At 49.7% G+C, this 12527-nt stretch carries 14 protein-coding genes and 2 pseudogenes; 11 read left to right on the forward strand and 5 right to left on the reverse strand.

What is annotated here, in order from left to right:
• From BZK42_RS26090 to BZK42_RS26125, 8 genes and pseudogenes are all read left to right on the forward strand, one after another.
• Nucleotides 1–231, forward strand: a pseudogene (locus tag BZK42_RS26090) (adhesion protein); the annotation flags it as partial.
• Between the two features lie 93 nt (nt 232–324).
• On the forward strand, nt 325–831 hold the full coding sequence (locus BZK42_RS26095; protein WP_080860960.1) for a CaiF/GrlA family transcriptional regulator: 507 nt from the start codon (nt 325–327) through the stop codon (nt 829–831).
• A complete protein-coding gene (locus BZK42_RS26100; RefSeq protein ID WP_080199122.1) occupies nt 818–1633 on the forward strand; it encodes a transcriptional regulator in 816 nt (271 codons plus the stop codon). The genes BZK42_RS26095 and BZK42_RS26100 overlap by 14 nt, the downstream gene beginning before the upstream one ends.
• Nucleotides 1634–1842: 209 nt before the next feature.
• Nucleotides 1843–2187, forward strand: a complete 345-nt coding sequence (locus BZK42_RS26105; RefSeq protein WP_080199125.1) for a hypothetical protein — start codon at nt 1843–1845, stop codon at nt 2185–2187.
• A 38-nt stretch (nt 2188–2225) separates the two neighbouring features.
• Nucleotides 2226–2582: a PerC family transcriptional regulator gene (locus tag BZK42_RS26110; protein WP_080199128.1), complete on the forward strand. Its 357-nt coding sequence runs from the start codon at nt 2226–2228 to the stop codon at nt 2580–2582.
• Nucleotides 2576–2923 (forward strand): hypothetical protein, encoded by a 348-nt coding sequence (locus BZK42_RS26115; protein ID WP_023221908.1) that lies wholly within the window; start codon nt 2576–2578, stop codon nt 2921–2923. The genes BZK42_RS26110 and BZK42_RS26115 overlap by 7 nt, the downstream gene beginning before the upstream one ends.
• A gap of 122 nt (nt 2924–3045) precedes the next feature.
• Entirely contained in the window at nt 3046–3252 is a 207-nt protein-coding gene (hha, locus tag BZK42_RS26120) for a hemolysin expression modulator Hha (RefSeq protein WP_001750852.1), read from the forward strand.
• A gap of 116 nt (nt 3253–3368) precedes the next feature.
• Complete coding sequence (locus BZK42_RS26125; RefSeq protein ID WP_249025172.1) at nt 3369–4208, forward strand: pepsin/retropepsin-like aspartic protease family protein; 840 nt, start codon at nt 3369–3371, stop codon at nt 4206–4208.
• Between the two features lie 74 nt (nt 4209–4282).
• Here BZK42_RS26125 and tnpC read toward each other — a convergent pair whose 3' ends face one another.
• The 3 genes from tnpC to BZK42_RS26140 are packed head-to-tail and all read right to left on the reverse strand — an operon-like array spanning nt 4283 to nt 6696.
• On the reverse strand, nt 4283–5902 hold the full coding sequence (gene tnpC, locus BZK42_RS26130) for an IS66 family transposase (RefSeq protein ID WP_080860964.1): 1620 nt from the start codon (nt 5900–5902) through the stop codon (nt 4283–4285).
• A gap of 30 nt (nt 5903–5932) precedes the next feature.
• Nucleotides 5933–6283 (reverse strand): IS66 family insertion sequence element accessory protein TnpB, encoded by a 351-nt coding sequence (gene tnpB / locus BZK42_RS26135; protein WP_080860966.1) that lies wholly within the window; start codon nt 6281–6283, stop codon nt 5933–5935.
• On the reverse strand, nt 6280–6696 hold the full coding sequence (locus BZK42_RS26140) for a transposase (protein ID WP_080860967.1): 417 nt from the start codon (nt 6694–6696) through the stop codon (nt 6280–6282). The genes tnpB and BZK42_RS26140 overlap by 4 nt, the downstream gene beginning before the upstream one ends.
• A gap of 83 nt (nt 6697–6779) precedes the next feature.
• Between BZK42_RS26140 and BZK42_RS29810 the strand changes: the two are divergent.
• Nucleotides 6780–6860, forward strand: a pseudogene (locus tag BZK42_RS29810) (IS3 family transposase); the annotation flags it as partial.
• 238 nt (nt 6861–7098) lie between these two features.
• Here BZK42_RS29810 and BZK42_RS26145 read toward each other — a convergent pair.
• A complete protein-coding gene (locus tag BZK42_RS26145) occupies nt 7099–9204 on the reverse strand; it encodes a TonB-dependent receptor (RefSeq protein ID WP_080860968.1) in 2106 nt (701 codons plus the stop codon).
• Nucleotides 9205–9451: 247 nt separating this feature from the next.
• On the opposite strand from BZK42_RS26145, the gene mutL reads away from it, so the two are divergent.
• Nucleotides 9452–11308, forward strand: a complete 1857-nt coding sequence (gene mutL, locus BZK42_RS26150) for a DNA mismatch repair endonuclease MutL (RefSeq protein ID WP_080860969.1) — start codon at nt 9452–9454, stop codon at nt 11306–11308.
• A gap of 233 nt (nt 11309–11541) precedes the next feature.
• Here the strand turns inward: mutL and BZK42_RS26155 are convergent, their stop codons facing one another.
• Entirely contained in the window at nt 11542–12033 is a 492-nt protein-coding gene (locus BZK42_RS26155; protein ID WP_143329749.1) for a DUF2938 domain-containing protein, read from the reverse strand.
• 73 nt (nt 12034–12106) lie between these two features.
• Between BZK42_RS26155 and BZK42_RS26160 the strand changes: the two genes are divergently transcribed.
• On the forward strand, nt 12107–12505 hold the full coding sequence (locus tag BZK42_RS26160) for a helix-turn-helix domain-containing protein (RefSeq protein WP_080860988.1): 399 nt from the start codon (nt 12107–12109) through the stop codon (nt 12503–12505).
• The last annotated feature ends 22 nt before the right edge of the window (nt 12506–12527 follow it).

Here is a 12527-nt window from a genome sequence, read left to right on the forward strand (position 1 = left end):
CTTCAAAATACAAAAGGAGAATACAATGGTTTCAGGCTATTGGTTTTGGATGAGGCAGGAACGCCGGTTAAATTCAATACGAAAGCGGATATGGGGAATATTAGTCTGGATAACGGCTCCGGTGGCAAAATTATAAAGCAGTACAGGGCAAAAGTTGAACCCATACCAGGAACGGAAATTAAAACCGGGGATTTTTCGGCAGCAATGACTGTAATTGTTACTTACCTTTAATGAAACAAGACATCCCTGACTGTGCTTAATAAAAAAAGATGTGGTTTTGTTTTTTGCTTCCGGGGCTCTTTCACCCAATAACGGAGAATCAGTATGTCTTCTGATAAAAAATCGAAAAGAAAGAAAATACAGTCAGGTAATGATATGCATTATCCGAGCCAGACAAACCATGATGCCTGCTATGTACCTGAATGCGTTCGACAGTATAGCAGCGAACCTCTTTATATACTTGTTGCACACTGGTGCCTGCAACAGAAGGACTGGGTTCAGCGAAGCCAGATATCTGAGGCCTTTCGCATCACCCCGAGGCGGGCCAGCTATCTGATTTCCTACCTGAGGAATAAAGCATCCCGGGTGGTTTGTGTTTGCCGTTACCAGACGTTGCCCAATAAAGCACAGCGCTATGAAATTTATGTTGTGCGTGTTCTTGAAAACACGGCGCCGGTCCGGCGTGAAAGGACTGTAACACCATCACCGGTTTCACGCCGGCGGGTCGGTAATGGAGACAGGACGCAGGCGAATGAACTGTGGAACCGGCTGCGCAGTAACCGACATGCAGGGAAAATCCTGAAAAAGGAGGATGAGGATGGCGGAGTATAATCTGACACCGGCCCGGCAGGTTATTATTCACGGTGACTGCTGGCCGGTGGTGAGCGCAGTACAGTTCGTGGTAAAGGCAATGCATCCTGAGTGTCGTTGTGATGTAGCAGACTCCCTGCCATGCCTGCTTCAGAGTCTGGCAGGAACACCGGAAGCGGTATTAATACTGTGTCTCCGGCCACGCGAACATATTTACCTTTTCTACGCCCTGAAAAATCTGCTTCTGGACCATCCGGTACTGGCTATCAGCGATGAGCTGTTGTTCAGTGACCGGTTGGTTTTGCACTGCTGGGGAGATATTTCCTGCGCATCGTACAGTGAAATTCAGTCTGTTATATCGGGTCTGCAGAAGTCCGGTCACTGTCCTTACCCTCAGAAAGGAAAGCTGGCTAAATTTTTATCTGCCCCTGAATGCGTGACGGGATTTTTTGAAGTCCCGATGATTTTTAATAACCCGAAACGTCTGATGAGGTACATGTCATTACTAATGCATAGGGCGACCACGAGCTGTGGCGTCACTTCTTCACAGCAAAAACTACTGTGGGCACTCTACAAAGGTCATTATTCGCTGTCAGGGCTTACAAATATACTGAACAAAAACGAGAAACAAATCTGGCAGGACAAAAACAGACTACTGATAAAGTTGGGCATGAAAAACCGACTTTATGAACTTCTTTATGGTACGCGTTTCTGCCCTGATATGCAGCGGACCGCGTTTATTTCTCCATCTGACGCCAAAAAGCTTTGTGGCGCAGAAGCGTCAGCAGAATATGAAAATACGAGGGCTCCGTTGCGAGTCTGAAGACTTTAAAGTCAGTAACCATTATCAAAAAAAGTCTTATTCCGGTTCAGGGGGAGTGATAAGGCTGAATTTTTTTACAAAAATGTTGCCATACAGGGCAAAAGGGACTTGCTTACCTCAATCTGCCGTAATTACATTTATTAACCTTGTTGTTGGTGTGGCTTATCTTCACATTGAAGAATACTACATCTCTGAACGGGGATATCAGGATGCATGGGACGACGGGTGCGACCGGTAATAAAGCGCTGGCTTTACTACGGTCATTTACTGATGACATGCGGGAGTGGGGCGTAGTTGTCAGCAGTGAAGAAAAGCTGACGGCGCTGGCCCGGGAATATTTTGCGGATGAACAGAACTCTCTGGGCGGGTTGCTTCTTTATATTGCATGGTATGGTAGCGGAGAAGGCGTGGTGTTTGAGCGAAACCGTCATGATGATGTTTTTGGCCTGATGACAGTCACCTTTTTCTCTCATCTGATCACCGGATGGGGAATGTCGCCGGTTCATGCACGTTATTTTTACTCTTCAGTCCACATCCGGGTGAAAGATGTATAAGAATAATGTTCCTTATGCCATGAGCCGGGAGGGGAGCTATGGGACAAAAAAGAACCGAAGAAAGCCAGGCGGATAGGTGGGCTGGAAAACCTGATGTCTGCATAATGAGTGATGCTGTGGCGGAGGCGCTGGAGGCTGCAGGGCTTTATCGCCGGGCGGCGAGACGCTGGCTGGAGGTGCTGGATCGGTGCCGGGACTGTGATGAGCGGGCCTGGCTGGCTACCCGTCGTAGTCAGTGTCTGGAAAAAGCCAGAAAACCTGAACCAAAAGCAGAATATTTAGGTGAAGTATGTCAGGCTGCGTCTGACACACAAAAAAGGATGGGCATTCGGTCACAGGAAACGTTCAGGAAGTATCCCGCTGCTGGTGACTCCCGTAAAAAGTTGTCATGCTGATTACTGTAGAACTGTTGATGTCCGATAATCTTCGCCGCAGCCTGCTCACTATCGGGGAGCTGGACATCAGCCTGCAGCCCGGGCTTCAGACGGTTATTGAATGTTATACCGAAAGATTCGCCACCATTCCTCCCGGTATGTGGTACCGTTACTACCAGGGACAGCACTGGTTAACCCGCAGTCTTCCGGGTCCGGCTTTTTTTCTGTTCCTCAGTCGCTGGCAGAACGTACCGGAAGTCGGATGCTTTCTGGGGTGCCACGGTCAGTTTGTACTTGCCTCATACAAATCCGTCCGGGAGGCCCACTGCAACGTATGGATAAATCAGCCCGCAGACAGATAGCGAGTGAAGTATCATTCTGCGTAATAATCTGTATTATTCTTTCCCGGTTGTTAATCTCAGCAACTACGGGTATAAGTAAAGTGGCTGTTTTATGAACAGGTATCTTCTGGTAAAGGATAATGATGAAAAGTAAATATGAATGGTTGTACCAACTGAGAAAGTGCAGTAATAAAGAAACGCTGGAAAAAGTAGCCGAGTCTAATCGTTATAAACTGTCAACGGATGAACTGGAACATTTTAACTCAGCAGCAGATCATCGTTTGGCCGAGCTGACGATGAACCGCCTGTATGATAAAGTTCCAGCCAGTGTATGGCAGTTCGTTCGTTAGTGCTGAAAACTAATATATTATATCTGACAATAATCAGAAACTATCATCTGAATATATTAAAAATTATAATACGACAGATGTTGACGGCAGTATTGTTACTGTTGCCTGGCCTTGCTATGGCTGATACAGCTCCCCTTTTCTGGCCATTGCGATATGACGAGAGAGGGCTCCCATTAACTGATGTCATAATTGAAGGCAAAATGCATACATTAATGCTTGATACAGGCAGCAGTACAGGGTTGCATTTTTATGAACGAGAATTGAACGAACTGGTTTCAGTGTCGGGTCTGGGAACCACAAGGCTGGAAGACCGTCGATTTATTGATATTTCCGGTAATGAAATCCGGGTTCCTGTATGGAACCTGAATCATTTGATTATTTCAGGAATACGTTTTAATAATATTGAAATTGTCCCCTTTAAGCCCTGGGGTTTGAGTATTGGTAACCAAAAACCTGTCAATGAGGTTATGGGGCTTGGTCTCTTCCATGACCGTCGTTTCATGGTTGATTTCAGAAAAAACAGACTGTGGCCGACCTATACTCCGTCTGTATCTGATATGGATAAATCATACAGATGGTCATCATATCCGGCAGAGAAAACAAAATCCGGATTGCTCATTACTGCTATTGTTGGCGGGATAAAGTTAAAATTACTTCTTGATACGGCTACCAGTCATTCAATGTTGTTTGCTGATCGCCTTCCATCAGATACGCTTTTTTCAGGATGTAAAACAGTGGAGCCTGAAGCATCTGATCAGGATTGTAGGGTGACAACATTTAGTCTGAAAGACAATCAAGGAACTAGTCGTAATGAGTTTGCCATTGTCATCAGCGGGAACAGACCGAAAGGACTGGATTTTGATGGTATCCTGGGCATGAATGTTATGCGGGATCATCTTGTAATTATCGATATTCCCGGGGACATTTTCCGCATCAGTGATCAGCAAGGCTGGTAACCTGTACGAAGGGATTGTCAGTGGTCGGGAAATGTTATAATAACGTAAGCGATAAGTGAACGCCGTATTGACGGTTATTTCGTTGGCAGATCCACGTTCCAGGGCAACAGTTCGCTGACCCGATTGGCCGACCACTCTGGAAGAAGCGACAGGATATGCTGCAGGTAGGCTTCCGGATTTATCCCGTTCAGTTTGCATGTCTCGATCAGGCTGTACACCATCGCACCTCTGTCACCACCATGATCATTACCGAAGAACAGCCAGTTCTTTTTTCCCAGGCAGACGGAACGGAGGGCTCGTTCGGCGGCGTTATTATCGATCTCCGCCAGTCCATCTTCACAGAAGTAAGCCAGCGCTTCTTTGCGGTTCAGAAGATACCAGAACGCTGCGGGCAGTCTGTCTTTTCGCGAGGCGCCTGCCACCTTTTCCTCCATCCAGTCGTATAACTCCAGCAGAAGAGGTTTGCTTCTGCTCTGCCTTACCCTGAGTCGTTCCGCTTCCGGGAGACCGCGTATTTCTTTCTCTATGGCATACAGCTCACCGATACGCGACAGTGCCTCTTCGGCTATGACCGAGGTTCGTGATGGTTCCCAGACGTCGTTGATCCCTCTGCGGGCATGCGCCATACAGGCGGCTTCCGTTAACGGACCACCTTTACGATCTGCACTGAACAACGCTTCATAACCAGCGTATCCGTCACACTGAAGCACTCCATGGAAGTGACGCAGATGATTGTGGGTATGTTTACCGCTCCAGTCCGGCGAGTAGGCGTACCAGACTGCCGGCGGATCTGATGATCCGGCGTCCCGGTCATCACGCACATAGACCCATATATGCCCCTTTTTGGTTTTTTTCGTTCCCGGTGCCAGAACTTTCACTGGGGTGTCATCCACGTGAACTTTACGTCCACTCATCACATACTGGTAAAGCGCATCCACCACCGCACTGAGCAGGCGGCAACAGGCATCAACCCAGTTAGAGAGCAGTACCCGGCTCAGCACCACGCCATGCTGGCGCTCCAGGATTTCGGACAGGCGATAAAGAGGTGTGTGTTCGCAGAACTTCGCCGTCATAACCCGGGCCAGCAGACCCGGACCGGCGATCCCTCTCTCGATCGGACGTGACGGAGCAGGGGCTTCCACGATACAGTCACATTTTGTACAGGCCTTTTTTACCCGCACCGTGCGGATCACTTTCATCGCGCTGGTCAGCAGTTCCAGTTGTTCTGCACTGACCTCACCCAGGAACTCCAGCTCTCCGCCACATTCAGGACAACAGGTTTCGGCAGGCTCCAGTCGGTTTATTTCTCGGGGAAGGTGTTCCGGGAACGGGCGACGATGCCGCGATTGCCTTAGCTGGCGGGGAACCTGTGGATCTGCTTCCCGCCCGCTCTTACGGTCGCTTTCGTTCTCCTGTTGCTTAAGCAGGGCTTCGGCTTCTTCAACCTGTCGGCGAAGTTTTTCTGAACGGGTACCGAACAACATCCGGCGCAGTTTTTCCAACTGGGCACGAAGACGCTCGATTTCGCGTTCACCTTCTTCAACTTTTTCTTCGGCACGGGCGAGCGCTGTGCGCAGGAAGGCCTCCGTCTCTTCGATAAGACGGAGCTGAGTATCTTTCTGACGTAGCTCCTCAGCCTGTCGGATGAGCAGTCTCTCAAGTTCAGCAAGACGGGCGGGAAGTGGTTTATTCATTCCCGCCTTATAATATTTTCAGCCTGTAAATTACAACATTTTCAGGATATTGCGGCGGGAAGTTTTTGGCTGACGCCAGTCCAGCTTGTCAAGCAGCAGGGTGAGTTGTGAGCGGGTCAGGACAATCTTTCCATCTTTGGCAGCAGGCCAGATGAAGTGCCCTTCCTCAAGTCGTTTTACATACAGGTTCATGCCGTCGTTATCGGCCCAGAGCACCTTTACCATATCGCCTTTCCGGCCCCGGAAGATAAAGATATGGCCGGAGTGGGGGTTTTCATTCAGTACAGACTGTACCTGCTCACCCAGTCCGTTGAAGGATTTACGCATATCCGTCACACCGGCAACCAGCCAGATACGACATTCTGATGGCAGATTCATCACTTTCCTGTCCTCCCGGTCAGTTCGCGGAGCAGTACTGCCAGTAGTTCTGATGACGGTTTTTCCAGCGTCATTTTACCGTAACGGAACTCCACGCAGCAGGAAGCTGCATTCAGCACAGGTAACAGCTCCGAAGCTGTTTTTAATTCGCCTGATGGTGTCGTGTCAGATATCACCTCAACAGGAAGCAACGTCGGTGATGTTGAAGTGTTTATGGTTGCGGGAAGACGACGTGATACGCGACCTTCCTTCTGCCAGAGTCGTAGCCATTTGAAGATAACGTTATCGTTGATGCCGTTTTCACGGGCAATCTGCGCAATGCAGGCATCAGGGCGGGAAGCAAGTTCAACTATACGAAGTTTGAAGTCGTTCGAGTAAATTTTACGGGGTTCTTTTCGCCAGGATTGAGATTCCATACTTAGATGTCCGTCTGTACAGGTGGACGTCTAAATTACCAGCACTGGCTTAAAGGCTACATACGGCGGCCAGTTTACGCTTACATTATTACAACAATCTGAGAATAAAAGAAAAACTTGGAGGTCTTAGTCCGATAGAATACCGACTAAGGCAAGCTGCATAGGGTTGTCCAAGATCTGGGGCGCAGATCAGTACAGGTGGACGTCTAAGTTACCAGCACTGGCTTAAAGGCTACATACGGCGGCCAGTTTACGCTTACACCCAACACGCACTGTTGCCTTACCAAAATTGTTACTTTGGCTGAATGATAAAAAGTGTATGGAAATATAGGGGCTAGTCTAAAAAGTTCTTTGTATACAGCTTCCGGGAGGGGCCTCCCTCCCGGAGTCGTACTGTATAAATCAGAATTCATAACTGGCAGAAACCCAGTAGTTTCTGCCAGGAATGACGTAGCCTGTGGTGGACGCTGCAGTCTGGAAATAGTCTCCGGCGTAGGTGGTCGATTTACCGACTTTGTAGGCTTCAACACCGGAAAAGTCTTTATCCAGGATATTGTTGACCACAGCGTTCAGGGTAAGGTTTTTCATGACCTTCCATGACGCGCCAATATCTGCCACCGTACTCGCTTTCAGACTGTCCCCGCGGGCATCATACACTGCTTTCTGAACCGGAGTGAGATGACTGTAATTCTGGGTAAAGCGGGGAGATTTTCCTCTGTACTGTATTTTCAGCCAGGTACTGATGTCCTGCGTTGCCTGCCAGTCGAGTTTTATATTAGCCACATGTTTCGGGGAATAACTGAGTGGGGCGCCTTTATTCTCTCCGTCAAGTTGCCTGCTGTTTGTCAGGGTATAATTCACGCTTATCTTCCAGTCAGGGGACCATAACGGGAGTCCGGCAGCAACTTCCACGCCATCAGTACGAGCCTTACCTGTATTCATATAACTGTAAGTAAAATCATCAATATGTCGTGACACAATCTTGTTGCGGAAGTGAGTGTAAAAACCGGTGATATTGGCAGACAATCCTGTCCCGTCATCGAAATAAACCCCCATTTCAGTACTGGTACTACTTTCCGGTTTCAGTTCAGGGTTACCCACAGTGTTAATTGTACCCTGACCGGTCACACCACTGACACCATTATGAAGCTGGCTCAGGTTCGGGGTCCGGTAACCGGTACTGATCCCTCCTTTAACTGTAATATTATCGGTGCTGTTCCAGACCAGATAAGCCCGTGGACTGATATGACCGCCGAAGGCATCATGTTTTTCGTACCGGGCGCCGTAAGTCAGGGTCAGGGGTTCCAGAAGTTGCCAGTCATCCTCACCGTATAACGACCAGCTTTTCTGCCGGAATTGATCGCCGGTGCTTACCATAACCACGCCATCTTTCATTCTGGTATCCTGGTATTCCCCTCCCAGCGTGAACAGATGACTGTTCCCGACAGGTAGCAGGAATGTTGAATCAACAATAGTATTGGCGTTTTTCAGTTCCCTCGTCTCACCAGCCTGATCCTGTTTGTTACGGGCCAGACTTTTGGGCACCAGAAGGCGTCCTTTATTACTGGTTTCATTATAAGTTATGGATGATTTCCAGGTTCCGGCAGAGAACGTGGTGTCATGACCGACCGTAAAACGGTTTCTCTCGTAGCGGACAACATTTTCATATCCACCTCCCCTGATGCCGACGGGACCCAACTGACCCTGGCTGTTATCATATCGCTGACGGGCGATATCGGTGTCCAGCCAGAGTGCATTATTTTCGCTGGGGCTGAGTTCCAGCCGGCCGCCAACCGTATAGTTATTTTCCTGTGTGGGGAAGGGCGTTCTGGTGTTGGCGCTTTCGTTCAGTGTGGTGACGCTGGAACCCTGCCGGTACAGCGTACTTCCCCTCAGGGTGAGGGACAGTGTTTCATCTGTCAGCGGTCCCCCAGTCCAGAAACTGAGGGTTGATGCATCTCCCCATTTATTATGTTCCTGCATATTCTGACTGGCACTTACACTGGTACTCCAGTGTGACGGCGTTTTGCGGGTGATAATGTTCACCACACCACCAATGGCATCGGAACCATACAGGGTGGACATTGGCCCCCGGATGACTTCGATATGGTCTATGGCAGACAGTGGAGGCATAAAACTGGTATTCATCGTACCGAAACCATTGGGGGTCACGTCGCCGCTGACGTTCTGACGGATACCATCAATAAGGATAAGCGTGTAATTTGATGGCATGCCCCGGATACTGATATCAAGGCCCCCCGTTTTTCCAGTGCTGCTCTGTACATCCACGCCTTCAATACCACGTAGCGCCTGACCAAGATCGGTATAATTTTTTCTTTCCAGTTCCTGTCTGCTGATAACAGACACACTGGCTGCGGCATCGGTTATTTTCTGTTCATAGCCTGAGGCCGTGACAACCATGGATTCTTCGCGATCAGCATTCTCTGTCGCCATACCAGGCAGGCTGAAGCAGACGAGTACACCAGTGATGCTTTTCCTGAACATCATTTTTTCCTTATGTTGCTGTGTTAAAAGTGATACAGGGTATTAATAATTAAGAATAAACGCAAATGATAACCATTAGCATTTCATGCGTAGTGTAGTAAGGGAGTGACTCTTCGACCGGGGACTCAGAAACCGTTAAGTGTTGACAGCAGGGGGAAAGTAAAATAAGAAAATGTATCCATTACCGCGATTGTGCCTGTGGAATATGGCACAGTAACCATCTTTATCTTCAGCGTTCAGGAACTGCTAAATGACGATTCATATTCTGTCGCCGCAACTGGCCAACCAGATAGCGGCCGGGGAGGTGGTGGAGCGCCCTGCATCCATCGTGAAAGAGCTGCTGGAGAACGCCATCGATGCTGGCGCCACCGACATCAGGATTGACATGGAAAAGGGCGGCGCAAAATGTATTCGTGTCAGCGATAACGGCAGTGGCATCAGTAAGGATGAACTTGCCCTGGCGCTGATGCGTCACGCCACCAGTAAAATATCGAACCTGGAAGACCTTGAGGGTATTGCCAGTCTTGGCTTTCGCGGGGAGGCGCTGGCCAGTATCAGTTCCGTGTCCCGGCTGACACTGACCTCCAGAACGGCTGAGCAGGACGAGGCCTGGCAGGTTTATGCGGAGGGCCGGGATATGTCCCCGGTGGTGAAACCGGCGTCTCATCCGCAGGGGACGACCGCGGAGGTGCTGGATTTGTTTTACAACACCCCGGCGCGACGTCGTTTTCTGAAAAGCGATAAAACAGAATCCGGGCATACGGAAGATGTGGTGCGCCGGATGGCGCTGTCACGGCCGGATGTGGGGTTCACTCTGACACACAACGGGAAACGGATACTGCACTGTGCTGCAGGAAAAGCAGGAACGTCCGCCGCATCGCGGCTGGCAGCCATCTGCGGAAAGGACTTTGCCGACCGGGCAGTATACCTGGAGTGGCCGCACCACAGTATGCAGATGAGTGGCTGGGTGGTGCCGCCCCAGCCGGACGGAAAGACCTTTGATGTGCAGTATTTCTTTGTCAATGGCCGCGCGGTCAGGGACCGGGTGATAATGCATGCTGTGCGCCATGCGTACGGGCATATACCGGATGGCGGTCAGCAGCCAGGTTATGTGCTGTACCTGGAGCTGGATGCGGAACAGGTGGATGTGAATGTTCATCCGGCCAAACAGGAAGTGCGCTTCCATGAAAGTCGCCTGGTGCATGACTTTATCTGCCAGGGCGTGTTGTCGGCGCTGAATCAGGACGCCGTGTCAGAACTGCCACTGGAAGAAACAGCAGGCCTGCCGATCACGGACTGGCTTCCTGACAACAGAAAGGCAGCGGGGGGGAACAGCTTTGCCGACCCGGGGTCACATTCATCCGGAGGTTCTGGTGGCGGTGGTCGGGGTGGATCTCTGCCGGAGGGCTTTAACCGGCAGGTGGGAAGGGCATACCAGCAGTTACTGCAGACGCCGGGGGCAATACCGTCACTGCCGCTCTCAGCAAGGGGAGTGACAGAATCATCTGATAATATCACGCTCCCCGGAACAGACTACCGGCTTCTTGCGCCAGTCAGACAAAAATATGCACTGGTGACCGACGGGGACGGGGTTTATCTGTTGTCGCTGAAAAGGGCGTGGCAGTACCTTTTGGAATGTCGGCTGTCTGCAGAAGGCGATAACAGACCGGTATCGCAGCCTCTGTTGATGCCGGTGAGACTGAAGCTGAACCGTGAAGAGCGGGAATTACTGCGCCAGTGGCAGCCCGGCCTTGAACAGTCTGGTATCCGGTTTACAGTGGATGGTCATGGTGTGGTGTTCAGCGGTGTACCAGCCATTATTCGGGAGCAGCCGCTGACATTACTGCTGGGGAAACTGGCGGAATGGCTGTCGCGGGAGAGTGCACCTGAAACAGCCCCTGATTCTGCCCGCGTCAGCCGATGGCTGGCGGCGAACTGCGAATATACTGGGGTGAAGGATATGGCGGGCCTGGCGGCGTTCTGCGGACAATTGCAGGGAGCCCCGGATGCCCTGATATCTGAAGATGGAAAACTGAAGTTCGGGCTGCTCATTCAGATACCGCTGGAGGAATATACAGTAATGCTGGAACAGGCGCTGCCAGGTTAACAGCATCCCCCGGATGAACCCAGTTCCCGCAGCGAGGATAAAAGAGGAGCTCCCCGGTACCGGTATGCCGGCACCTTTTATCCGGCGAATAACGATCATAAGCGTTTATATTAGGCGACAATAACTCAGTCCGGCGCATTGACTCAGCCTTCACCTTCAGCGCGACTTTTTGTTGACCCAGGCAAAACTAGTTGACGTCTAATATCCCGGTAATGAGCACAAATAGCCTGAAGCTATAAGAATGACGCCAAAACAGCGGCTGTGCCATATAACCCGATGCCATATGCAAGGTGTGTAAGCAAGCTTAACAGACGCGCCAACCATGGATGAGGTGTACGTGAGGCAGCGATACCAAAGCCAAATGCGGGTTGCAAAATCAAGAACGGAGCAGTCAAAGTTAATAAACCTGTCAACACGCCCATTAAGAGAGAAGGTTCATGGAGCCATAGTCTTCCGTTAAGCGAAAACGGGATAACCGAAAAAAGTATCCCGGTAAGGTAATGGAATACCCAGCCAGTAAGAGTCTCTCCACGTATCTGCGGTGATGACATAATGGTGTCATGCCTGAATTTTCCCTGCGGTAGCAGTAAAATCCAGCGACCAGCCAGAGCATAATTCAATGGTGGCATTTTCAGAATGTGCTTCTGAAACAATGACCACAAATCCATGACCAGCGTTGCGCCAATGCCCGTTATGACCGTTTTTAAAACAATAATGATATCCAATGTCTACTCCTTTTTTTAATGAAATGATAAGTTGATCATCAGTGTGCAATTTAAAGTGAGGTTTAAGTCAATAATGAAAGAACTGGATATCAGAGAAATCGCCAATATTACCGGAGTTACACCATCGGCGTTGCGATATTACGAAAAGAAAGGGCTAATCAAACCTGTTGGTCGTAATGGCCTTAGAAGGCAGTACAACGAAAATGTGATCAATAAACTGCAATTAATCGCTCTGGGGCAGGCTGCAGGTTTTTCTCTTGATGAAATAGCCTCGATGTTTAGTGCAGACAACAAACTTGCACTAAACAGCGTTCTGCTTCTTCAGCGAGCAAAGGAAATTGATGGCACTATCCGCACACTCCAGTTGTTAAGCCGGGGACTGAAACATGTTGCGTGCTGTAAGAAAAGCGAGCATTCCGATTGTGAAGAATTCAAAAAAATTGTCTCAAGAGGGCTTAGGCTCGTCATATAAATGACTTTAACGTATCGGGTCA

This window comes from Citrobacter braakii (genome assembly GCF_002075345.1).
Lineage (GTDB): Bacteria > Pseudomonadota > Gammaproteobacteria > Enterobacterales > Enterobacteriaceae > Citrobacter > Citrobacter braakii.

What these genes read in the sequence shown, in the direction of transcription:
- BZK42_RS26095 (WP_080860960.1), top strand. Translation starts at nt 325, where the DNA reads ATGTCTTCTGATAAAAAATCGAAAAGAAAGAAAATACAGTCAGGTAAT.
- BZK42_RS26100 (WP_080199122.1), top strand. Translation starts at nt 818, where the DNA reads ATGGCGGAGTATAATCTGACACCGGCCCGGCAGGTTATTATTCACGGT.
- BZK42_RS26105 (WP_080199125.1), top strand. Translation starts at nt 1,843, where the DNA reads ATGCATGGGACGACGGGTGCGACCGGTAATAAAGCGCTGGCTTTACTA.
- BZK42_RS26110 (WP_080199128.1), top strand. Translation starts at nt 2,226, where the DNA reads ATGGGACAAAAAAGAACCGAAGAAAGCCAGGCGGATAGGTGGGCTGGA.
- BZK42_RS26115 (WP_023221908.1), top strand. Translation starts at nt 2,576, where the DNA reads ATGCTGATTACTGTAGAACTGTTGATGTCCGATAATCTTCGCCGCAGC.
- hha (WP_001750852.1), top strand. Translation starts at nt 3,046, where the DNA reads ATGAAAAGTAAATATGAATGGTTGTACCAACTGAGAAAGTGCAGTAAT.
- BZK42_RS26125 (WP_249025172.1), top strand. Translation starts at nt 3,369, where the DNA reads ATGGCTGATACAGCTCCCCTTTTCTGGCCATTGCGATATGACGAGAGA.
- tnpC (WP_080860964.1), bottom strand. Translation starts at nt 5,902, where the DNA reads ATGAATAAACCACTTCCCGCCCGTCTTGCTGAACTTGAGAGACTGCTC.
- BZK42_RS26140 (WP_080860967.1), bottom strand. Translation starts at nt 6,696, where the DNA reads ATGGAATCTCAATCCTGGCGAAAAGAACCCCGTAAAATTTACTCGAAC.
- BZK42_RS26145 (WP_080860968.1), bottom strand. Translation starts at nt 9,204, where the DNA reads ATGATGTTCAGGAAAAGCATCACTGGTGTACTCGTCTGCTTCAGCCTG.
- mutL (WP_080860969.1), top strand. Translation starts at nt 9,452, where the DNA reads ATGACGATTCATATTCTGTCGCCGCAACTGGCCAACCAGATAGCGGCC.
- BZK42_RS26160 (WP_080860988.1), top strand. Translation starts at nt 12,107, where the DNA reads ATGAAAGAACTGGATATCAGAGAAATCGCCAATATTACCGGAGTTACA.